A 22,260-nucleotide genomic window follows, 5' to 3' on the forward strand; every position below is an offset into this window, starting at 1 on the left:
CTATATATATAATTTACTTATAATTATATTCAAAAATAGTGTTATAATAAACAAATGGATAAAATGGGCTTATTTCTTTAAAGCTAATTTTATATCTTCAACTTTTACTGTTTTTCTCTTTGCGTGCTTAGCTAAATCAACTGCTTCCTTAGCAATTTCTAATGCAATTTCTTCAAATGCCTCTGCTAAGTATTCTGCTGCAGCCCTACTAACTCTTTCAGCTCCAACTTTTTTCAAGATTCTCTCAAATGGTGCAACTGGAAGCTCAGTCACAACACTACCTCTTTGTATATGTAGAGTGTAGAAGCTCTAATAACCTACAAAGTGGGAGTTCAAATTTGCTAAACTTTAAGCTCCCTTAATGGAAACTCGAAACTAAAATAAGTAAAACCATAATACAATAATACAATCATTCAATAATATCATAAAATCATAATTTAGTAATGCAATAATCCAATAACTCCACAATAACATAATAAAATAACTTTGAGTTTCCACTAAAAGAAATTCAAAGGTGGGGTTAATAAATTTCTTATATGAATTGACTTCAAAGTCAATTCACAAAAAAGAAATGTCACCCATCACATCATAAACACATCCACCGACATACTAATCAAAATTTAATTATTGAATTATTAAATTAAACAATAACATAATAACATAATTATTACATTATGTTATTATTTAAAATAACCATAAAACTCCAGATAGTATTATTGGGTCCTCGTAAAAATATAGTCGTTCAATTGAACCATAATATTGCTAATATTGGTCATTCTACTGAACCAATATATAAATGTTTTTTATCATTAGTTAGGGTTCAAATTGGCAACTTCACCTTATTTATATAGTATTTCATGAAAATGTAGTAATTTTCAAACTACTATTTGAATTAACTTTAAAATCAGTTAAAAGAAATATTTTATTCTTAATCCTATTGAGGGAACTTTAAAACCACAAAGTTATTTGGTTTGGAATGCAATAAAAAGAGTACTGTAAATTATTCTTTAATTATCTCAATAAAATCTACTTTTTCAAAGTCAGAATCAAAGGTAGCTAATTTATTTATCCTATAATATTTACAAGTGGCTATTATGATTGCATCGTTTGTTAAAAGGTTGTATTTTTTACCTATTTCAGGAGCTAATTTTAAAACTTCCCAATTTGTATCTAATATTTTTAAGTAGTTCATTTTAATCATTTTATCAATTTTTTCTCTAACTTCTTCATATACCCAAGAATATCTATTTAAATTCTTTTTTAAATCATAAACTCCTCTAATTCCATCTTCTAATGCTATATGAAATGTCACTTTAAACATTGTTTCAGAAAAGACTATTGGATTTATGCATAACATAAAACCATCATTTATTAGTTTAGATAATAATTTATGAGCTTTTTCATCTCCAATAAATAATCCAACCATGACTGAAGAATCAATAAAAACATTAGAAGGACTCATAATATGCCTCTTTTAATTTTTTATAATCGATATCTTTACACTTTTTTATTATCATAGATTTTAAAAACTCTTCTACATCATCATTAACAATTTTAATTTTTAATCTCTTTTTACCCTTTATTTTTAATGGTTTTAATGGTTTTAAAACTCCATCTTCGTAAATAACTTCAATAATTTCTGACATATAAATCACCAGAGGCCTTTATTTTTCTATTTTTCTAAGGTAATATTTAAACCTTCTTTCGAAGTGTATATTATTGTTTTTTGAGAATTGAGAAAAGTTTAATTTGACAGTTTCTTAAATGATAGACAGAGAGTATATGATAATTATATATTTAACTTTTTATTATTTTATACTCTTCGTTTATACTCCCTTATCTTGGTTTCTGAACGTGCAGCATTTTTAGGCTGCCACCTGAATTGACTTTAAAGTCAATGCACTCTCTTTCTAACGATGAATATATAACATATAAACAGAGAAATAATACTACTAAAACATCTATATTTAAAGGTGGTGCTTACATTTTTCTTATTTTTCTCCCCCTCCCTCTCGGGCTCTCCCCTCCCCCTCTTTTTAATTTTTCTATTTTAAAATTTAAATTAATATAATTATTAATTTGACAATTTGACAAGTTTTTTTATTTTTTATTATTGTTTTATTTTGATTGTATTTTTTGTTTTTGTTTGTTTTTATCCTATTTTTTTGCTTGTTTTGTTTTCTTTTGTTTTTTGTTTGATTGTATTTTGCATCGGTATTTTGTATTTTCTTTAGTAGGAGTTTGTATTATGTTTTTATTGTATTGTTGGATTATGTTGTCATGTTATTATTGTATTATTTAGTTATTGTATTATAATTTGTATTTTGTATTTCCTTAATGGAGAGAGGTTATTTATTTTATTGTTTTATTGTATTATTTTATTATGTTATTAATTAATAGTTGTATTCTTTTATTATGCAATTATGTTATTCTTATGGTGTTGTTGTGTTTGAATTTCTTTTAGTGGAAATTTGAATTATGTTATTGTTGTATTATGTTATTGCAGTGTTATTTAATTGTTGTATTATTTTACTTTGTAATTATGTTGTTCTCGTGAGTTTGTTTTTTTAGGTTTTAATAGAGTGTGTTCAAAAATAGGTTGTAAGATATGGTTAGAATAGTCTTTGCTAAATTAAAAATAATTAGGTGGTAGAAAGATGAGGGTTTATTTTTCTGATTAGTCTAAGGTAGTTTGCCAACTTTTTATAGCTCCAATTTCTTCTTTACATGATTCTTTAAATTTTCTTGCCATTCTTTTATCTTTAATCACTTTAATTCTCCATTTTCTTGATACTTTCTTAAGATATCCTTTTAAATTTCTATTACTAAATAACTTTAATGTTTCTTCAATTCGTTTACTGACTATGTTTTTATAATCCTTATAGAAATAATCAATTATGGAGATACTTGTGCTTCTGTATAATGCATCCATTATAGTCCCTACAGTAAACTCTTTTTCAACAAGTGAGTCCATATTTATAGAAATATTGAGAGCATCAATTAACTTAAGAACATTTGCATTTAGAGGTTTATTTTCTGGTAATATTACAATATCTTTATCTACTCTTAATAATTTATTTTCTTTGTCTATTATACATTTCTTCTTACAAAGTTTTTGTATAATGTTTTCAATTTCTTTAAAATCATCTTCTTTTAAACTTTCTAATGAGTATTCACCTTTTGGGAGAATAATCTTTTTACTAAATACCATCCCCACTTCTGGCTCATCGTGTCCAGATAATGCCATAGATACGAGTTCTCTAAGTATAAGAATTTTAAATAAACTTCCCTCTTTGTCATTCTCAGCATCGCAAATCAGTAAATCATAGGAAGGTTTCTCTTTTTCTCCCCAAGTTATTGGAAATATTTTATTTAGCTTTTGATTTTCATAATTACCACGTTCGAGTGAAATTTCTCCAGGTGAAACTTTTAAAATTTGAATGTCTTCTGTATCTTTTAAAACAGGATGTGTAGTTAAGTCATCAAATGACATGTAACTTACATCAGACTTATATAATCTAGGATTTTTTGTGACAGAAATGTATCCTTTGTTTATAATAACATGTAGATTCTCTTTTAATTTCAGATATTTTTCTAATTGCTCTTTTTTGATACTTTTAGATTTGCATTCAAAAATAAGAACATGTGTATCATTATCATTAACAAGTATAACATCTGGAGTTATTTCTGCAGGATTGCCATTTTTAGTATAATATATTCCATCAAGAACGATTCTTACACCAAGAGTACTACCTTTTTTGGGTCGATATCCCAAGTCATATAGATGATGGGGAAAATATTTTATAGGATAAACAAGATTTAATATTATGTTGATTAGTTTAGTATGTTGAGATTGATAATCTTCAAGATTTTCTGAAATTAAAGCGGTTATATATTCAATAATATCTTTATATGAAGGTTCTGTTGAGGTTTTCTTCTTTCCATATTTCTCGAAATAAAAATCTAAAGTTCTGTTATCTAATTCTTTCCCCATACTTTTCCACCTCTAAAATTGTCTCAGAATCATACGTCTGTTGGATATTAGATAGTAATCTTAGAGCAGTGTTTCCACATGAGCCTTTAGGTAAGTATAGTCTCATCCACCATGGAGTAACTTCTAATGAAAACCTATCTCCATTGTGCAAATCCACTCCTGAAATGTAATACATATCTTCTTCAACTTGTTTGGCTAACCCCCAAATTTTAAAAGGTTCTTTTACTGATATTAGTCCCTCTACAAAGTTTTTTAAATCTTCAATTTCTTTTTCAAATTCGTAAATTAGTGGTATTCTATCGCCCCAATCACTTGAAGTATAGTCAATTAGAGAATCTTCAATAATTTCAATTTTTTGTTCGTAATTTTCTATAGTTTTATCTACAATTTCATTGTGTTTTTCTATTGATGTTCCTTTAACTGTAAATTTCCCCCAATAATAAATATCCTCCAAGACAAATTTATCTTTATCATCTTCTGAAACTATCTTTATTTTTGATTTTGTAATTCTCATTAAGTGTTTAAATTCATGTAATTTTTTGATAGTGTTAAATATCTTTTTTATTTTTGTATCATTTAACAATTGGAAATCCTTAATTAGTTTTTCAAATTCTTGAATCTCATCTGAAGATAATGATTGGATAATTTTAATTAACTCATAGACACTTTCCCCATTACTACTAATTGATAATTTATTAGCCCTCTCTTCAACATCATTATCTAAGTAAAATGGAGTTTCATCATGTTTAGTTGATAACCCCCTAACATAATCTGCTTTTTTTAGGAATTTTTCTAAATCACCTGTGGGCATCCATAGGTTATCTAATCTTGATTTTATTGGACTTATTAATTTATTAAAATATTTATCAGACTCTTCTGATTTTTGTAATGTGTATAATTTCCAAAATCTTGGGTTTTTAGCATCTATGAAAAAGTAACCTTCATCACCAATACGTAACATGTAGAACTCATATTCATCTAATGGTTTTATTTTTCCAGTTTTTATTATTCTTGATAATTTTTTGGGATGGATATTCGACTCTAAAATATATGTTTTTACAACATTTTGTTCGGGTTCTAATTTCGTATCGTCTAAAATGTCTTTATAAGACCTTTCCATGTTTCTTTCTAACCATTCGTATAACTGAGGACGATTTGTTATGTCGGGTATAGCACTTCCAACAAATATTGTGTCCATAATTATCACACTCCTTAATAACAGTAAAAACAGTGTAAGGTATTAAAAAACCGTCCTAATAAATACCAGCTTATTTATTTTTTGAATAATTTGTTTTTAATGAATAAAAAATTTTCTTTCTCACTGGTGTGTCCAATATTAGAGTTGTGAGTATTATATACTCATAGCAACAAAAGATGGAAATCAGAGTCGTGGTTTATTAAACATAGGATAAAATCTTGAAAATATTCGATAATGTCATTAAGAATCTACTTTACTCTTAGATTTGAATTCAATAAATGATAGTGTTAATGTTATTGTTTTTAAATTTGGGTCTAATAATACTATGTGAATTGACTTTGAAATCAATTCACGTGAGGATCTTATCCCCTCATAATACTCCAAAAAACAAAAACTATTACTTGTGTATGTAGAGTGCAGAAACTACACCTCAAAGTATGAACTCTAGTCCGCAATTTTGAATTTTCTTTAATTATGTTATTATTGCATTGTTGAATTATGTTGTTATATTATTATTAAATTATTTATTTATTGTATTATTGTCTTGTAGGCTATTATAAACTTGTATTTTGTACTTCCTTATTAATGGAAATCATCCATTATTGCTTATGTGGGCGTTATAGTATTATAGGAAGTTTATATTGTTAGAATTAACATTAAAAAGCTCTAAGTATCTATTTTCTAGATTTTTAGATTTTTATGACTAAACTCAAATTTCAAAAACATGGATTGTGAGTCTATACCGCTACATATAAAAAGTGTGAAAAGATAACAATCTCAATTTTATTGGATTCTAAATTGCATTACAAAATTAAATTGAAATATTAAATGAGCTTAAAAAAAGAAGAAATTACCAACCACTGAATAAAAATATGATTAAATTTGCAATTATTCTTTGTTTTCGCATTTTTTTTGAATGACTTCTAAGATTTCTTTTTCTAATTTTAGTATTTCATTTATTGTTGTTTTAAAGGTATCTATTTCAGACTTTAATGTATTAAATTTAGTATCAAACTTTTCATCAATCTTATTTACTTCTTCGGATAAAATTTCAATTTTATTCCATATTGGAGTTGTTACATCTCTTGTCGCAACACCGAGTATACCTCTAATGAATTGTTTTGTTACCAACTCTTCCTTATTTATTGGGAAATCATAGATTCTTACAAAACCAGATGCTGATTGCTTATAGGATATTATAAAAGCGTGTGCATACTGTACATTATCTATGGCTACAGCTAATGGATTAATTGAAACTCCAGAAACTCCATGAGGTGGTGTCTTATTATGAGGTTTTGTACCAACCCATAGGGGAAGACTTAACACTATACCTGATATTGTCAAACTAATACGTTTATTAGTAGTAATATAATTTGGATTCATGCTAAGCACGTTTTGCATAACTGGCGGATTCAATTTCTGATTATCATCTGCTCTCCCAACATATTGGGGACTATCACCCATCCAAACAATAATTTGACCTGCATTAAGAAATCTCCTTAGTAGGCTGTTTGATGTAGGATTATCCGGATTATCTAAAACTAAATCAGGAACAACATCTTGAGCAAATACTACCACATATTCTTTATTTGTATCTTTAGAACCCTCCCCTAACACCCTCTGCAAACTGGGAGCGTCAATAACTTCAAAATCATATTTTTCTAGTTCTTTAGATATATGCTTAGCCACATTATGAGGTATCCAGCTGTAAGGATAACGTTCATCATAGTATACATACAACTTCTTTTCAGTTAGTCCTGGTGTCATATGTTTCACCCTAGTTCACTATCTATATTTAAAATAATCTTCTTGATATCTTCTGGAACTTCAGTAAGTCTTGATACTATCTTTTCTGCGATTTTACATTTCAAATATCGTTCAATCGATCTACCACTGTCCCACCCTAATGTAATAATAAACTCTTCGTCTACATTTTTTAAAACTGTGAATAATTTTCCACTAAGTTTGTGCAATAAATCTTTTTCATTTTTACCTTCTTCATTCTTACAAGCACCAAAAATTTTGATTTCATCTATAATAGATTTAATTTCTTCGTCTTGGAGAACTTCTTCATATTTATCTTTGAGACATTCTCTTAGTAATTCATCAAGTGCGAGAATGAAATCTTCAGGTTTTATGTATCCTAGTATATCTTTTTTCTCTATTATAAATACTTCAAAATTCTCACGTAAGCCCATATCCTTAGCTATTTTAACATTCTTTAATCCCTCTTCATCATTATCAGCAATTAAAAACACTTTAATCCCGTAATCCTCCTTAAATACTTTTATCATCTCTTTTAGACTTCTTTGAGCATAGGGTATTATAATATAGCTAAATTTAGGAAGATTTTTAAGTTGTTCTATGAGCAAATCTATGTAACCTTGCAGTATTATCCGATCGCTGTTTCCTTCGACAAGTATTGCGACATCTGAGAAAAGGAAATAACCTGGTACAACACCCAGATCTCTAGCAAGTGATTCACTAAGCCTGCTACCACGGAATGGATAAAAGATTCTTGTAGCTAGAAGCTCTGTTGGGTATCCTTCAAAGTTAATTTTAATTGAATCTTTTCGAACACCTATAACAAACCTCTTATCTTTAAGAGTGGCAATGAAATCTGGAGAATGTGTAACTATGATTAACTGAACATTTAAATTATTAGCTAAGTCTTCCAACACCCTTGCCAAACGTCTTATATATGCAGGATGTAAGTGAATTTCTGGCTCTTCTATCAAAAATATATGATGTTTTCCTTTAGATATTATTGAAGCTAATATTCCATCAATAATCTGATCTCCACTTCCAAAAAGTTCATAATTTAATGACATACCTTCATATGATTTTGTTAAAATTTCAGTTCTATCAGGTTGTTCATACGTGTCTACACTTCCTTTTATCTCTCTAAGACAATCATATAACATTCTAAGTCGTGCAAAATCTTTTATCGTGTTTTTAATGACATTTATTAATTCAGAAGATACCATAGGATGGGCAAAAAGGCCTTTAATTGGGATATTTACCATTTTATAGATCTCAGGGAATGTATTCACATAGCATATCTTATTTTTTATAAGATCTATGAATATATTAAAGACATCTTTATTTTTTATAGTACCGCTTTCCACAATTACACATGGCACTAAAGAATCTCCAGTCTTTGACTCGATATTATGCCCTGTCACCTTACTGTGGATTTCTTTCATTTTCTTTAAAGCTTCTTTTGCAATCTTGGATGTCTCTGATACGTAACCAAATATTATCACATTTTGGAGCTTCCATATAATTTGATTATTATTACTCTCAATGGATACTTCAATATATGCTTTCTTAACATTACTTTCTAAACCACATACCTCCCTCAATTTGTCGCCTTCTCCTTCATCAAAGTTTAGCCATACAGCAAGTTTTATAGGGTAATTCTGGTAAGTGTAAAACCATAATCTTCTAATTTGATCTTTTAAGTTTTGTTCAGTTATGGTAGTGATATTAAGATTTTTCTCAGTAGAATTAGTGTCGAGATTTTCAAATATGATCCTTATAACATTAAGTATCGATGTTTTTCCAGAACTATTTTTGCCTATAAGCACTGTAACTTTCCCAAATTCTACAGTTAGATCATAAATGCTTCTAAAGTTTTCTATTTTAACCTGTTCTATTTTCATACACTACAACCCCTTAGTAGATTGTAGATATAACATAAAAAATATACTAATATCATTAATTTAAAAATTTTCATTATTATTAAATTTACTATTATTCTAGAAATTTGTTATAGAGTGCTATGGTTCTTCATTAAGCAATAAGAAGAAGCTTTCTACCATTTCCACTAAAATAAACATAAAAAATCAAACAAAAAAACAAAACAAAATAAAAATAAGTACAAACAAAAAATACAATCAAAAATAAAACAACAATAAAATAAAAACTTGTCAAAATAAGTAAATTAATAATTTTTAAACTAAAAAATAAAAAATTAAAAGAGGGGGAGGGGAGAGCCCGAGAGGGAGGGGGAGGAAACAGAAAGAAAATAAAAACAGAAAACAGTAAACTAATTCCCCACAATCAACTTATAATCCTCCTCAGGAATCTCCCTCATAGCCTTACCCATCAAATGCCCACTCCACCTCTTCTTATTAGTAATAAATTTAAGCTTCGGGATCAACTCCTTAAAATTAATTGGTGGTTCAAAGACTTTAATTTCCTTTAATTTAACTCTATATGGAAACTTCTCATTAGGATTTCTTGGAGTTGGCTTAAAAATTTTTGAACTATCCTTATAAACCTCTGAAACAACCTCATAAACTCCTCTTATGTATGGGGGTTTATAATCCTTTCCACTCCTCTGAATCTCATAAATAATCAGCTTATCTCCTACTTTAACTTTGTTTATGGTGTTTTTGTACCTCTCTGCTACACCCCAAATCTTCTTCTCTTTTATAACCTTCCAGTTATCCTCGTTGGTTATACAGAGCCAGTATGCCATAAGATCCACTATAATTAACTTTTTAATAACTTTTTCAATAAAAAATATTTTTAGAGCTTTTGTAATATATAACCTATTAGATTTGGGAGGTACTTTCTATATTTGGTGGTTGTTATGAGATTTTTAACGCTTGTGGTAGTAATTATTTTGCTGTTATTCCCAGTATTTGCTGGTTGTATTGGTAGAGTTTGGGATAATGACTCTGGGGGAGGTTTTTTGTTAATACTTTTAGAAAATGAGACTTCAAATATACATTTAATACATCTGATGTAGACATTTTTAAATTCTGTAATATTTCTAATAATGAAACCTGTATTGTAATTGGGAAAATGAATAATTTTAGTAAAAATTTAGAAGAATGTTTTCAAAAATATGGATATGAGAATTTTACACTTTTATTGGCTGGATATATTGCAAAATATCCTAAATATGAAGAAATCTCTAACAATACCAAATTTCTAAATGAATATCATAATGAAGTATCAAATATTACTACTTGCCTACATGTTTATAAAAACTTAGCAGAGGGTGTTAAAAGAGATTTCAACCTTGATTTACTATATCTTAATGATTATGAAATTAAAAAAGTAAAATCTATGGTTGAGCCTAACGTAATTAGTGATGCAATAACCGTTGTAACACTTGTTAATGATTATAATAATCTTATTGATGCTGCAAGAAATGTTAAAAAGGGAGATAAAGAATCCTATACAAAATTCTATATTGCATTGGGAATTGTAGTGTTTGATGTAATTTTAATAAAAGAGAATGTGGCTTATAAGGTAAGTTATAAACTTGTAGGAATTTTAATTAGTAAAACGGGCTTCTATAAAGTTATTTACAAGTATGGTGGAAGCACAGCATTAAAACCTATAGAGAGTTGTACACATTGGATATCTCGAGGAGAAATTAATAGTATGCCCAGTAAATTGTATAACAATTCAGATAAATTAACAAACATTTCAATAAAAATTAACACTTCAAAACTGTATAACAAGAGTATAAACACTATAAGAAGTAAAATAATGGAGGTTTCAAGTTAGATAATAGAATGTTTGATTGTTGGGTCTGTAACTCTCTAATTTTTTTATTTCGTTAATTGTTTTAGTTGTTCTATAAAACAAATATCCAACAGCTTTTATGTTAAATTTTACAAATAATAATAAGGGTTCTAAAATGTTTTTTACACTTTTAATCAATTTTAGGAACATATTTTTGATTTCTTTAATAGTTTCTTTAATTGAGTCTATTATTTTAGATTTATTTGTTAAGAAGATAACGAATAAAACTCCAAATAGAATAATTAAGAAATCTTCGGGGATTTTTGATAGTGAGTTAATTCCTTCTGTGATTATTGTTATCAATATTTCAATTAGTTTTTTTTATAATGCTTGTAACAATTTCAAGTATTGTGATAATAATAGACGTGCATATTTTAAATGCTAAAGGTGCTGTAACATTCATAATGCAAAATGAAAATGAACCTTGACTTAGTTCAGTGAGTACAACTTTTACTTCTCCAACTTTCCAAATTTTTATAATTTTTTGGTCTTTAAAATCTTTATCACGTGTTATAATTCCATGGGTATCAAGTGAAAGAGCTAAAGTTACAAAAGGAATATCCTTTACATCCCTATGACCTATCAGATTATATGCAATTTTACTCCAATTATTTGATTTTTTATCATTTATTATTTTAATATTGGACAGTATAATATTAGCAATTTTTATTGCCTTAGATTTTGCTTTATTTTCGTCAATATTCTTCTTTTTACATTTTTTTGGGAGAACATTCTCAATCTTATTTTTTAACTCATCTACAATTAATTGTGGAGCATATAATTCTATAAAAGGATTATTGATAAAATCCAATATCCATGGGAGTTCACCTTTTGTAACATAGGATAATACTTGTGAGAATATAATATTAGTATCAACAACTAACTTTAATTTAAACTCTTTACCTAACATATATACTAAATTCTTCTGGAAATAAGCACTAAGATAATTAATAAAGTCTCTTCCTAAAGTTTTTTCTATTTCATTCCATAATTTGTTAAATTCATCATCAAACTCCTTAAAATACTCCCACTCACAATCATGAAACCTTTGAACTTCAATATTTGTGAGAGATTGCATATTAGCCACATTTAAAGATTTATTAGTATTTATCTAAAACTTTGATATTATAATTGCTATAACATGTAAGGATTGATGAGTTATTTGATTACCTGATTTCTGTTATTCCCTAAACTATGTCTAACTATATCCATTAGAGTATATCTCTTGTCATGAAACTTAATTATTTCTAATAACTTTTCATTTTCTTTAGTTTTCATTTTCACATATTCCTCATTGTAATTGACCATTTTATCACCCTTTCATTGTTGTTGGATAATATTTTATTTAACTTTAACAACATTATAAAATATATGTTCTATATATTTAAATGATTATATATTTAAATAAATAGAATAATTATTATAAGAGTGTAAACTTCTCATTTAGAGTTAGGAATAGAATTAGGAATTTCATAATATACATTTACAGCAAATTTACCTTCATCTTTTTTTATTTCAATATTGGATACATTTTTAATATTCGTTAAGAATTTATTGTAAATTTCTTTAGAAATTACCCTTACAATAGAGTAATGTGTTATTTCATCATAGTTCTCAATCGGAATTGATAATTTTACTGGTATTGGTTCAACTTTCTTATTATATTGCTCTGCATTTTTAATTTGTAGTTCTTTTTTAACATCTTCTTCTATTTTTCTAAGAATGTCATCACTAATTTCACTTTTAAGGTTATTTTCATTTTTATAGTACTTTTCAACAAATTTCAATTTTGAGTTGTATATATCAACTGGAGTATAAATTTTTACTTTTTCTTTTCCTAATTTTTTTAACCATACATCTATTTTGTATATGGGCAATTTTTGGTCAATTACATAATAATAATCATCTATTTTTACAGCAACTGCAACGTGAGTTGGATAAACCAAAAAGTAATGCTTTATATTTAAATTATGAAGAATTGCAGAAGTTAATTTTGCATAATCTCTACAAATTGCATATTTGGTCTTTAATATGGTTTTTAAAGATGTAGATATCCAAATTAGACTTAATGTAGTAAATAATCCTTCCTTTAATTTTAATATTTTACTGTCACATTTTGATAAAGTAAAGAACGTAGCCCATAAGTGTAAGAATGTTCCTACCACCCCACATAAGAACAAGAATAGTATTATAGTAATTATAAAATATAAACAGCATATTATAATGTGTATTGTAGGTGATATGCAAAATACTTGTTCGCACCATAACCAAACTTCTGGAAATATTGCCCATACTAACCCTACTATAATGAAAAATGTAATAAAGTAATATACATTCGACTTTTCATAACAATAACGTATATTACTATCTTCCCATTCTAAAACATTAATTATTGTTTTAATGCTGTTGTTTTTGTATTTTAATATTTCAGCAAGATGTTTTGTGTCCTTCAAATCCTCATCATTTAATTGAATATGCTCTAATAAAATAGGCACAACACTTCACCCTGTAGTTCCCGAATGTAATTTTCCTACATCTTTAAGTCTCATGAATTTTGATTCTACTCTTATATTGCATATATATTTTTTGCATATTCAAATAAATCATCTGAAATCTTATTTATAAGTGAATAATCTTTTATCCCTTCCTTCATTAGAATGATTTTAAGTTTAGCTCGTATTTTAGATTGGAGATTTTTCTTCTTTTTCCAATCACGAGCTTTAATATAACCAGACATCATTCTTGCAATTTCTTTTGCAATTTTTTCTACTCTTTTTTTATCTGTTAGGGGTATATTGGGATATGAAAGTAAAAGGTCATAAAATGCCAACTCCTCTTCAGTTAGTCCCAATTCTTTACCTTCTTCAGCAGCTTTTCTAATTTCTTTAGCCAAATTAACTAGTTCTTCAATCATTTCGGCAGTGGTTATTACCTTTATACGGTATTTCTCTATAACTTCATTTAACCTTTCTGAAAACTTTTTAAATCTTATCGGATTCTTTGCCATACGAACTCTTATATCATCATTTAGAATTTTGATAAGAACATCTCTTACATAATCTTTGTATTCTATTTTAGCAATCTCAGATAAAAATTCATCAGATAAAACGGAAAGCTCCGGTTTTTCTTTTTTTAGCATTTCAAAGACGTCTACTAGCTCTTTAGCACTAATACTTTTAGATATTAAACTTTGTATGTCATTTTCAAGGTCTTGAGAAATCTCACGGATTTTTTTAGTGGAATATTTAACAATCATCTTTTTTATCATTTCAAAGAATTCTAAATCATCTTTAATACCTATTGTTTCAGGATGAGGTCGAGCAAGTAAGTAAAGCTTTTTTAATGCTATAACATTCCTAACAAATTCTTTTTTGGTATTATCATCTTTTGCTACTCTTTGATAAGCTTTTACTGTAAGTAGGGATAAGTCTTCTGAAGATAACTTTTTCCAATCTTTGTAATTAATATTTTTAAAGTATGATGTTACCTTTTCATATCTACGCTTCATCTCTTCAATAACTACTTTAATGTCAGTCATTAAATCCTTTCTCGCCTCACTTGAATATTTAGAAAGGGATTTAGATAAATCATCGGCAATTCCTATATAATCTACAATAAGCCCTCCTGGTTTATCTTTAAATACTCTATTCACCCTTGCTATTGCCTGTGCTAATGAATGATTTTTCATCGGTTTTAAGAAATACATCGTATGTAAGCAGGGAACATCAAAACCTGTAAGCCACATATCGACAACTATAACCATCTTTAAATCTGACTCTGGGTCTTTGAATTCTTTGGCTAAGTTTTCAAGCTCCTTTTTTGTTCTTATATGTGGGTGGAAATCTTCAGGGTCTTTTGATTTATTCCCAGACATTACAACGGCAATCTTTGGAGCATTTGGCTGTTTAGTAATCCATTTATATAATTCTACTGCTACTTTTCTACTAATAGTAACTACCATAGCCTTTCCATCGAAATCTTGAAGACGTTTGTTAAAATGCTCTATAATATCCTTTGAAACCTTGGAGAGATAATCCTCTGTAAGCATGATTTTTTCAAGTTTGGCAAATACTTCTTTTATACTCTCTTTTGTTTCTGGGTCATTGGCTACTCTTTCAGAGATTTCATCAAACTCTAAATCAATGAATTCATTTGTAAGATGTAATTCTACAAGTCGGGCTTCATAATAAATTGGAACAACTACTCCATGCCTCTTTGCCTTATCAATTGGATAGGCACTTATATAATCTCCAAATACTAAGAATGTTGAACGGTCTTTGTAGTCTATTGGAGTGGCTGTGAATGCCAAAAATGATGCGTTAGGAATAGCTTTTCTAAGATTTTGAGCTAATGTTCCATAATGGCTTCTATGGGCTTCATCTGCAATTATGATTATGTTGTTTCTATCAGTTAGGAAAGGGTAGTGTTCATCTTTTGACTTTCTACCAAATTTTTGTATTGTAGCAAAAATTATTCCTCCAGGTGTTTTCTTAATGAGTTCTTGAAGCTCAGCTATACTTTCAGCTCTTTCAGCCTCTGAAAAAACACTTGAAAAAACATTATATAGTTGTTCATCAAGTTCTAATCTATCTGTGAGGAATACTAAGAGGGGATAATTTAATTCTTTCTGTTTAAGTGCTTTTTTGGCATAAAATAACATTGTTATAGATTTACCTGTCCCTTGTGCATGCCATACAATACCGATTCTCCTATCTTCAGGAGTTTCTCCATAAAGTACGGATTTTATTGTTCTATCTACGGCTTTTTTAACTGTATAAAATTGATAATAAGTGGCTATAATCTTTTTCTTATCATGGATGATAAAGTCCTCGAGGAATTCAATAAGATGTTCTTTTTTAAATAAACCCATTAAAAGTATGTCTAAGCTTGTATATGGGTTTCCTTTATATTTATACATTGTATTTCCATAATTATCAACTTCTATAACTTCAACATCGTCATCACTTTCAACTCCTTCCCAAACAAAGAATCTATCCCAATCACTTGTTGGAGAACCGTATTTTGTTTCTAAACCGTCGCTAACAACGAGTATTTGGGCATATTGGTATAGTTGAGGAATATCTTTCATTTTTGTTTTATGGTCGTTAAATGCATCTTTGGCTGTTTGATTGGATTTTGGGCTTTTAAATTCAAAAATTGCAATGGGAATTCCATTTATAAATACAACTAAGTCGGGTCTTCTAAATCTTCCATTTTCATAATAGTATTCAACCTCAAATTGATTGGCTACTAAAAATTCATTTTTATTTATATTTTCAAAGTCTATCAATTTTACAAATCTTGTTTTCTTTTCTCCATTTTCTTTAAATTCTAATTTAACTCCATTAATTAGCATTTCATAAAATATTTTTCCACGCATATTGAAATCTGGGTTATCTATGTTGGTTACAGTTTTATAAACTTTAAGTGCTAATTCTTCAGTAAGCCATGGGTTGATATTCTTTATAGCTTTTATAAATCGGTTTTTAAGTATTGCATCTCTGTAAGATTCCCTCTCATTATATTCTGGAGTTAGTTCAGAACCATGTTTATAGGAATAACCAAGATTTTTGAGTCTTTGTATCGCTGCATTTTCTACAACGTAATCTTCATTTAATTTTGCAGCTTCTTTTTTCATTTTATCACCAATGAATACCCCCACTAATAAAAAATATTTATTTGCAGATATTGGCATTATCTAATTTAGCAATTAAAAAAAATTTTTATAATTCTTCAACTCTCAACTCTCCAAATACCAATTTTGGTAATAAAGCATCTCTAATTTTTTTCAAAACCATAATTTGTTTTTGATTGTTTATAATTTTTTCGAACAATGGTTGAACTAATGAATGGAATTTTTGTAGTATTGGTTGTGGTGGGATAATTATATATTTATTTTCAATATCTGAAATTTTTAAATAAGGTAAAGTAGTTCCTTTTACACTATATACAATTTCTTTTAGTAAAAATCTCAAAAGACAGTAAATAAAGTAATGCTTTTCATTTAGCATGCTACTATCTATAACAGCAAGATGATTTACTGCAGTAAATTTAAAAGGAACTATATTTACTCGAGCTTCTTTCAAAGACTCTCCACTTTTTTGAAATATGATACTTTTTTCATTATATAATTTCATTTTATAATCTTTTAAAGCCAATTCATTTATAAAATCTGAAGATTCAATACAAACTCCTTTTACTAAATGTTTTACTCTTACAAATGGGATTTTAGCGTTTTCAAAGTATATTTCTCTTTGTGGTGCATTACTTCCAGATTCAACTTTTAAAATATCTCCCAATCTCTTGACTTCCCAACCCTTCGGAATCTCTTTATCCAATTCATCATTATAAACAAACTCTTCATTTTTAAACGGCTCAAAATCTATAAACCAATTTTTAAATAATTCTAAAGCTATTTTTTCTAAAATTTCATTTTGTTTTTTCTTATTTTCAATTAAATCATCAAAATATGATAAAACAGTTGCTATTTTTTGTTGTTCTTCTGGTGAAGGATATGGTATTTCAACTTCTTTTAATGTGCTACCTTTTAATTCTGGAAATGTAGAACCTCCAGAAATATCTTTCAAATATTCACTCATTGTTTTTGTCTTAAATAAATAGTAAAGATATTCACTAACCACGCCATCCTTTGGAATAATATTTCTAAATCCTTGATTTGTTGTTAGTGGATTTTTTGCAATAGCCACATAACCAATAGGTGCTCTTGATGTTAGTAAGATTGTTCCTTTTGGAAATATTCTCAATGAACACTCTTTAACAGCTTTTTCTGTAATGTTTCTTTCCCCTCTTGAAATGTAAATATACTCATAATTAGCAAGGTCTTTTGGAGTTATCCAAGGAATATCCCCTCCCCAATATTCTTTAATTTTTGTAGAAGGTGTTGAACCACCAGCAACTTCGCCAATATCTTTAATTTTCTTAACATCCCAATCCTTAGGAATTTTCCCAATATCTGTTTCTTTAAATTCTGTTTCCCATCTAAATTTAACCATAAATAACACCTCAATATGTAATTGCTCCCCAGAGTAAAACTAAACCAGTTATAAATGATGAACCAATGGATGCTATAATGTAAAATTCTTTTGGTAATGAAATTCTAAAAATATAGCTAAAAAAGGCAACAATCCCTATAATTGTCATAATATCTATATAAATAACTAACCAAAGAGGCAAAGGATGCAAATTATAAAAGTAAGTAATTAAAGCAACAAAATTTAAAAMTAATGCCATCCTTCCAGTATAATGCTTTTCAACAAAATGTCCTACTAAGAGTAATGAAAATGGTCCTATTAAAGGTATTACATTATCTGGTAAAAAATATGCCAACAAAATTTTCATTCAAACCACCAAAATATTTATTTTAAAACCCTAAAGCATCCAAAATCTCTTTAACCTTATTCCTCAACTTCTCTTCTTCATCTAACAACTTCTTTAACTCCTCAGAATACTCTTTCATCTTAACCTCAAAAGGTATTCCATCATCTTCAATCTTAACCCCAACATACCTACCAGGAGTTAAAACATATCCATTTTTAGCAATCTCATCAATAGTAGCAACCTTGGCAAAACCAAGTTCATTTATTTTGTCTTCATCTTCCCCACTTTCAAACATTCTAAACTTATCAACAATCTTTTTTATATGCTCTTCAGTTAAAATATTCTGCCTTCTTGAAATCTGCTTATATAAATTCTTCGCATTAATAAACAAAACCTTTCCCTTCATATAATCTGGCTTCTCCTTCCTTATAAACCATAGAGAAACAGGCAAACTTACATTATAAAACAACTTTGGAGGGCATGCAACAATTCCATACACAAGGTCGTTCTCTATTATTGCCTTCCTTATTTCCCCCTCTACATTTCCAGCAGACAATGCACCATTTGCCATAACAAAGCCAGCTTTTCCATTGGGTGCTGTATGATAAATAAAGTGTAGTATCCACATATAGTTTGCATTACCATTTGGAGGCACTGGGACTTTTTTATTTCCAATTCTAAGTCTTGGGTCATCTGGTTTTATTCTATTTGCATCCCATTCACTATCATTAAATGGAGGGTTAGCAACTACATAATCAAAAGTCATATCCATAAATTTATCATCATGATATGAATCATCTATACGAATATCTCCTTCAGCCCCTCTAATAATAAGGTTCATTTTTGTGAGCCTATAGGCCATTGGGTCAGAATCTTGTCCATAAATTGATAACTCATTTATATCTATTCCCTCCCTCTCTAATTTTTCAAGTGCTGAAACAAAAAATCCACCGCTACCACAAGCTGGGTCAAATATACTCCCTCCTTTGACATCTAAAACATCCACAATAAGTTTTGTTAAAGACCTTGGAGTATAAAACTTTCCTCCAAGTTTTCCCTCAACCTCTGTAAATTTTCCTAAGAAATATTCATAAATCCTACCAAACACATCTTTAACTCTATGTTCTTTCCCAAAACTTATTTCTGAAAATTTATTTATGAGATAGGAGTAGTCATGGTTATCAAGGGGAGATTGTGCATAGATTTTAGGAATTACATCTTTTAACCTATCAGGATATTTTTCCTCTAATATCTCTATAGCTGTATCAATAATTTCTCCAATATTTGGACTCATTACATTTTCTACAAAATAATCCCATCTTGTTTCCTTAGGAAGATAAAGAACTCCTTCAGAGAGATAAAAATCTTCATCTTCGAGAATCATTTTTCTAAGTTCTGGGTCTTCAGTGTATAACTCACTATTTGGATTAGAAAGTTCCTCTTCAATCTCTTTTCTCCTCTCATAAAATCTACAAGTTAAAGCTCTCAAAAATATAAGCCCCAAAACAACATACTTATACTGATGAACTTCCATCTTCTTTCTAAGCTTATCTGCCACTTTCCATAACTGATTTTCAAACTCTGGTGTGAGTTCAAAATGGTCATGTGATACCAATGATTCAGAAGTTTTGTTAGATTTAGATGATTTTTTCTTACTTTCTTTCTTTTTAGTTTTTTCATCATTTTCTTTAATACTTAAGAATTTATCGAGTGTTGCCATAATACATCACCATATACATTGTAATTTTTAGTGTATCTTTCTGCGGATACTAGGAATGGAATAATATAAACTAACCTCTAATTTAATCCTAAGCTTTCTATTCATTTAAGTTATAGGATTTTTACAAATATATTTAAATATTAGTTAATGATAAACAAATCTCTTTACATAGAGAGGTTATGGCACTCCTAACAGATATTCGATTTTAGTTATCTCCTAAACTATACCAAGTAATTTTTTTAGATTATTTTGCCATTTAGGCAATCAATGATTTTTTCAAATTTATTAGCAAGTTCTGGATTTTCATATAATTTTCTTTTTATTGTTATTGCTACATCGACTTTTGAGAAATCTCCTAAGTTATTTAATCTAAACTCATTATTAAGTTCTTCAATTATTTTAGATTTTGATTTTCTTAATTTTTCAACGATTTCTTTAACTTTTTTGAACTTTTCTAGGTCATGAGTGAAGATTCTTTTATAAGTTTCTAAGACACAATCTAAATAGAAGTTTTTATCAATTAAATCTTCAATTTCTTGATTTTCATCTCCTAAAAATATTATTTTATTACTTATTTTATCTCTTTCAAATTTTTCTTTCTTATCCCCATCTAATAAGAAATAGTATTTAATTTCTTCAAAATTTGATAAGCATGAATATAGTCTGACTTTTTTAACTATCTCGTTATCTTCAAGTTTATCTCCACCAGACAATGGATGAATATACCAATTTTTTAAGTTTTTAAGTGTTTCTAATTTTCCTAATCCTTCTAAAATAAATTTATCCGAAATTCCTTCAACAAATAAAATTTTACTTAAATTTTCTTTGAATAGTATTTTATCAACTCCTAATGCTCTCCTAATTGGATAAATTATGTCTTTTTGTTCATTACTCCAAGGTCTCTTTATTTTTGTTCTATTTTCTTTATCAAGATATACTAATAAGACTCTATCAAGCTCTTCTTCATTAAATAACGACATAAGATGGGTATTATATAGGATTTGATATTCTTTTGATAATTCTTCAAGTTTCTCTAAAAATGATTTTTGAACATTTGGATGCAAATAAACTGCAGGGTCGTCAAGCAGTAAAACTATATCATTATTCCCCCCATTTTTTAAAATTCTCAAATATTCAAGTGTTATAAGATAAGCTAAATACCATTTAAATCCTTTAGACCTATATTCCGGAAGAGTTATTTTAATAGGTTCGTTTTTATTATCACGCTCTTCAATTTCAAAAGACATTTCTCTTTCTGATATTTGTATCCCAATCATTATATTTTTATCCCAATATTTTTTTAACATTTTAGAGAACTCTATACAACTATTTCTTAAAATTATTCTCTGTATATATAATGGCTTTTTTTCGAAATCTTCTATGTCTATATTCATTACTCTAAAAAGTCTGGCATTAATAGAGTAGTCTTATTCTCTTCTTTTAATGTATTACTCCAAGATGTATTTTTTATAACCGCTCCTTTTAATTCCATTTCTTCGTCTAAATAAACAAATTTTGGCTTTAAGTTTATAAATGCAATAGTAACTATTGAATTAAACTTAGTAAGAATTTCTGTGAATATATTATACGGGTTTAATTGGATGTTTCTACCTGGAATAGATATAGATACAGAAGTATTTGGAATACTTTTAACTATATTTTCAATTCGTTTGCATATTTCATAAAATTCTTCAAAAGTATTCAACGTTCTAATCTCATCTAAAATTTTACGATAATGGTTATTAAAATTAGGGTTGCCCCTAATATTAGCAACTGCATTAGAAATTTGATTTTCAGGAATATTCTGTTTTTTTACTTCTTCTTTTAATACTTCTTCATAAATTAGATTAAATAAATCTAATGGTGTTTTTTTGGAAATCACATTTTTAAAACAGTCATAAAATTCTTTTGTTATATCTTCCAATTGGTCGTCATAAATATATGTTTTAAATAACCCATCAGCATATTTCTCAAATTTTAAGAATTGAATTTTATTTAGCATATCTTCAAAGTTTATTAAGATATCCTCGTTGATATCTACTTTAATTACTTCTAAAATTTCTTTTATATTAGAAATTATTTTTTCTTTGAACTTATCTTTATTAACAATCTCAAAATAAGCTTCTATGATAGGTTTTTTAGAATATTCTTTATTTTCTTTTCCTAAAAATTCAACTGGTATATCATCTCCCCCTAAAGGTTTATCTGTCCCAAACCAATTTAATGCCTTTAGGATATTTGATTTACCACTTTCATTTGCTCCTACAAAGACAGCAATATCTCCAATATTGTTTATGTGTGCTACTTTGATAGACCTGAAGTTCCTAATTGTTACCTTCGTTAAGTGAAGAGTTTTTGTCATTAATCTATCCCCCCACTTTATAAACAAAATGTCCTAAAACTAAAATAAAACTCCCGATTTCATTAAATGTACAAAATGTATTATGTTGATTTGGTATTATA

The 22,260-nt window shown here is 28.0% G+C and carries 20 protein-coding genes and 1 pseudogene; 3 read left to right on the forward strand and 18 right to left on the reverse strand.

Annotation, left to right across the window (positions count from 1 at the left end; translation table 11 throughout):
- Positions 1 to 69: 69 nt before the first annotated feature.
- Complete coding sequence (locus tag MJ_RS09115) at positions 70 to 273, reverse strand: histone family protein (protein WP_010890076.1); 204 nt, start codon at positions 271 to 273, stop codon at positions 70 to 72.
- A gap of 634 nt (positions 274 to 907) precedes the next feature.
- Here MJ_RS09115 and MJ_RS09900 point away from each other — a divergent pair.
- A pseudogene (locus MJ_RS09900) lies at positions 908 to 999 on the forward strand (hypothetical protein); the annotation flags it as partial.
- A gap of 1 nt (position 1,000) precedes the next feature.
- Here the strand turns inward: MJ_RS09900 and MJ_RS09120 are convergent.
- The 7 genes from MJ_RS09120 to MJ_RS09150 all read right to left on the reverse strand — a co-directional run bounded on the left by MJ_RS09120 (position 1,001) and on the right by MJ_RS09150 (position 9,678).
- The gene (locus tag MJ_RS09120) at positions 1,001 to 1,462 is read right to left on the reverse strand and encodes a type II toxin-antitoxin system VapC family toxin (RefSeq protein ID WP_010890077.1); all 462 of its coding nucleotides are present in this window, start codon (positions 1,460 to 1,462) and stop codon (positions 1,001 to 1,003) included.
- Complete coding sequence (locus tag MJ_RS09125) at positions 1,449 to 1,646, reverse strand: antitoxin family protein (RefSeq protein WP_064496999.1); 198 nt, start codon at positions 1,644 to 1,646, stop codon at positions 1,449 to 1,451. The genes MJ_RS09120 and MJ_RS09125 overlap by 14 nt, the downstream gene beginning before the upstream one ends.
- A gap of 1,031 nt (positions 1,647 to 2,677) precedes the next feature.
- Positions 2,678 to 3,994 carry a hypothetical protein gene (locus MJ_RS09130; protein ID WP_010890079.1) on the reverse strand — a complete coding sequence of 439 codons (1,317 nt, stop codon included), beginning with the start codon at positions 3,992 to 3,994 and terminating at the stop codon, positions 2,678 to 2,680.
- Positions 3,975 to 5,192 (reverse strand): hypothetical protein, encoded by a 1,218-nt coding sequence (locus MJ_RS09135; RefSeq protein WP_064497000.1) that lies wholly within the window; start codon positions 5,190 to 5,192, stop codon positions 3,975 to 3,977. The genes MJ_RS09130 and MJ_RS09135 overlap by 20 nt, the downstream gene beginning before the upstream one ends.
- An 888-nt stretch (positions 5,193 to 6,080) precedes the next feature.
- Positions 6,081 to 6,959 (reverse strand): hypothetical protein, encoded by an 879-nt coding sequence (locus MJ_RS09140; RefSeq protein WP_244409550.1) that lies wholly within the window; start codon positions 6,957 to 6,959, stop codon positions 6,081 to 6,083.
- Between the two features lie 5 nt (positions 6,960 to 6,964).
- Positions 6,965 to 8,857, reverse strand: coding sequence for an ATP-dependent nuclease (locus tag MJ_RS09145; RefSeq protein ID WP_010890082.1), 1,893 nt, complete (start codon positions 8,855 to 8,857; stop codon positions 6,965 to 6,967).
- 386 nt (positions 8,858 to 9,243) lie between these two features.
- Positions 9,244 to 9,678 carry an EVE domain-containing protein gene (locus MJ_RS09150; RefSeq protein ID WP_064497001.1) on the reverse strand — a complete coding sequence of 145 codons (435 nt, stop codon included), beginning with the start codon at positions 9,676 to 9,678 and terminating at the stop codon, positions 9,244 to 9,246.
- Positions 9,679 to 9,792: 114 nt separating this feature from the next.
- Here MJ_RS09150 and MJ_RS09555 point away from each other — a divergent pair, with 114 nt between their 5' ends.
- Both MJ_RS09555 and MJ_RS09155 read left to right on the forward strand, forming a co-directional pair.
- The gene (locus MJ_RS09555; RefSeq protein WP_162484783.1) at positions 9,793 to 9,951 is read left to right on the forward strand and encodes a hypothetical protein; all 159 of its coding nucleotides are present in this window, start codon (positions 9,793 to 9,795) and stop codon (positions 9,949 to 9,951) included.
- A gap of 56 nt (positions 9,952 to 10,007) precedes the next feature.
- Positions 10,008 to 10,721 carry a hypothetical protein gene (locus MJ_RS09155; protein WP_010890084.1) on the forward strand — a complete coding sequence of 238 codons (714 nt, stop codon included), beginning with the start codon at positions 10,008 to 10,010 and terminating at the stop codon, positions 10,719 to 10,721.
- On the opposite strand, the gene MJ_RS09160 is transcribed toward MJ_RS09155, so the two are convergent.
- From MJ_RS09160 to MJ_RS09200, 10 genes are all read right to left on the reverse strand, one after another.
- Entirely contained in the window at positions 10,713 to 11,042 is a 330-nt protein-coding gene (locus tag MJ_RS09160; RefSeq protein ID WP_064497002.1) for a hypothetical protein, read from the reverse strand. The genes MJ_RS09155 and MJ_RS09160 overlap by 9 nt on opposite strands.
- Before the next feature lie 4 nt (positions 11,043 to 11,046).
- Positions 11,047 to 11,817: a PIN domain-containing protein gene (locus MJ_RS09165; RefSeq protein WP_244409552.1), complete on the reverse strand. Its 771-nt coding sequence runs from the start codon at positions 11,815 to 11,817 to the stop codon at positions 11,047 to 11,049.
- Positions 11,818 to 11,897: 80 nt separating this feature from the next.
- Positions 11,898 to 12,047 carry a hypothetical protein gene (locus MJ_RS09560; RefSeq protein WP_162484784.1) on the reverse strand — a complete coding sequence of 50 codons (150 nt, stop codon included), beginning with the start codon at positions 12,045 to 12,047 and terminating at the stop codon, positions 11,898 to 11,900.
- 131 nt (positions 12,048 to 12,178) lie between these two features.
- The gene (locus tag MJ_RS09170; protein WP_010890086.1) at positions 12,179 to 13,234 is read right to left on the reverse strand and encodes a transglutaminase-like domain-containing protein; all 1,056 of its coding nucleotides are present in this window, start codon (positions 13,232 to 13,234) and stop codon (positions 12,179 to 12,181) included.
- Positions 13,235 to 13,305: 71 nt separating this feature from the next.
- Positions 13,306 to 16,377, reverse strand: a complete 3,072-nt coding sequence (locus MJ_RS09175) for a type I restriction endonuclease subunit R (protein WP_064497003.1) — start codon at positions 16,375 to 16,377, stop codon at positions 13,306 to 13,308.
- Between the two features lie 85 nt (positions 16,378 to 16,462).
- On the reverse strand, positions 16,463 to 17,752 hold the full coding sequence (locus tag MJ_RS09180) for a restriction endonuclease subunit S (protein ID WP_064497004.1): 1,290 nt from the start codon (positions 17,750 to 17,752) through the stop codon (positions 16,463 to 16,465).
- A gap of 10 nt (positions 17,753 to 17,762) precedes the next feature.
- On the reverse strand, positions 17,763 to 18,098 hold the full coding sequence (locus MJ_RS09185; RefSeq protein WP_010890089.1) for a hypothetical protein: 336 nt from the start codon (positions 18,096 to 18,098) through the stop codon (positions 17,763 to 17,765).
- A gap of 22 nt (positions 18,099 to 18,120) precedes the next feature.
- Positions 18,121 to 19,797, reverse strand: a complete 1,677-nt coding sequence (locus MJ_RS09190) for a class I SAM-dependent DNA methyltransferase (protein WP_010890090.1) — start codon at positions 19,795 to 19,797, stop codon at positions 18,121 to 18,123.
- A gap of 239 nt (positions 19,798 to 20,036) precedes the next feature.
- On the reverse strand, positions 20,037 to 21,191 hold the full coding sequence (locus tag MJ_RS09195) for an ATP-dependent nuclease (RefSeq protein WP_010890091.1): 1,155 nt from the start codon (positions 21,189 to 21,191) through the stop codon (positions 20,037 to 20,039).
- Entirely contained in the window at positions 21,191 to 22,159 is a 969-nt protein-coding gene (locus tag MJ_RS09200; RefSeq protein WP_244409553.1) for an AAA family ATPase, read from the reverse strand. Before MJ_RS09200 ends, MJ_RS09195 begins: the two co-directional genes overlap by 1 nt.
- Between the last annotated feature and the right edge of the window lie 101 nt (positions 22,160 to 22,260).

The sequence above is a fragment of the Methanocaldococcus jannaschii DSM 2661 genome, assembly GCF_000091665.1.
Taxonomy (GTDB): Archaea; AGJL01; Methanococci; order Methanococcales; family Methanocaldococcaceae; genus Methanocaldococcus; species Methanocaldococcus jannaschii.

What these genes read in the sequence shown, in the direction of transcription:
- MJ_RS09555 (WP_162484783.1), top strand. Translation starts at nt 9,793, where the DNA reads ATGAGATTTTTAACGCTTGTGGTAGTAATTATTTTGCTGTTATTCCCA.
- MJ_RS09195 (WP_010890091.1), bottom strand. Translation starts at nt 21,191, where the DNA reads ATGAATATAGACATAGAAGATTTCGAAAAAAAGCCATTATATATACAG.
- MJ_RS09190 (WP_010890090.1), bottom strand. Translation starts at nt 19,797, where the DNA reads ATGGCAACACTCGATAAATTCTTAAGTATTAAAGAAAATGATGAAAAA.
- MJ_RS09120 (WP_010890077.1), bottom strand. Translation starts at nt 1,462, where the DNA reads ATGAGTCCTTCTAATGTTTTTATTGATTCTTCAGTCATGGTTGGATTA.
- MJ_RS09135 (WP_064497000.1), bottom strand. Translation starts at nt 5,192, where the DNA reads ATGGACACAATATTTGTTGGAAGTGCTATACCCGACATAACAAATCGT.
- MJ_RS09180 (WP_064497004.1), bottom strand. Translation starts at nt 17,752, where the DNA reads ATGGTTAAATTTAGATGGGAAACAGAATTTAAAGAAACAGATATTGGG.
- MJ_RS09140 (WP_244409550.1), bottom strand. Translation starts at nt 6,959, where the DNA reads ATGACACCAGGACTAACTGAAAAGAAGTTGTATGTATACTATGATGAA.
- MJ_RS09125 (WP_064496999.1), bottom strand. Translation starts at nt 1,646, where the DNA reads ATGTCAGAAATTATTGAAGTTATTTACGAAGATGGAGTTTTAAAACCA.
- MJ_RS09560 (WP_162484784.1), bottom strand. Translation starts at nt 12,047, where the DNA reads ATGGTCAATTACAATGAGGAATATGTGAAAATGAAAACTAAAGAAAAT.
- MJ_RS09175 (WP_064497003.1), bottom strand. Translation starts at nt 16,377, where the DNA reads ATGAAAAAAGAAGCTGCAAAATTAAATGAAGATTACGTTGTAGAAAAT.
- MJ_RS09165 (WP_244409552.1), bottom strand. Translation starts at nt 11,817, where the DNA reads ATGCAATCTCTCACAAATATTGAAGTTCAAAGGTTTCATGATTGTGAG.
- MJ_RS09145 (WP_010890082.1), bottom strand. Translation starts at nt 8,857, where the DNA reads ATGAAAATAGAACAGGTTAAAATAGAAAACTTTAGAAGCATTTATGAT.
- MJ_RS09200 (WP_244409553.1), bottom strand. Translation starts at nt 22,159, where the DNA reads ATGACAAAAACTCTTCACTTAACGAAGGTAACAATTAGGAACTTCAGG.
- MJ_RS09150 (WP_064497001.1), bottom strand. Translation starts at nt 9,678, where the DNA reads ATGGCATACTGGCTCTGTATAACCAACGAGGATAACTGGAAGGTTATA.
- MJ_RS09130 (WP_010890079.1), bottom strand. Translation starts at nt 3,994, where the DNA reads ATGGGGAAAGAATTAGATAACAGAACTTTAGATTTTTATTTCGAGAAA.
- MJ_RS09155 (WP_010890084.1), top strand. Translation starts at nt 10,008, where the DNA reads ATGAATAATTTTAGTAAAAATTTAGAAGAATGTTTTCAAAAATATGGA.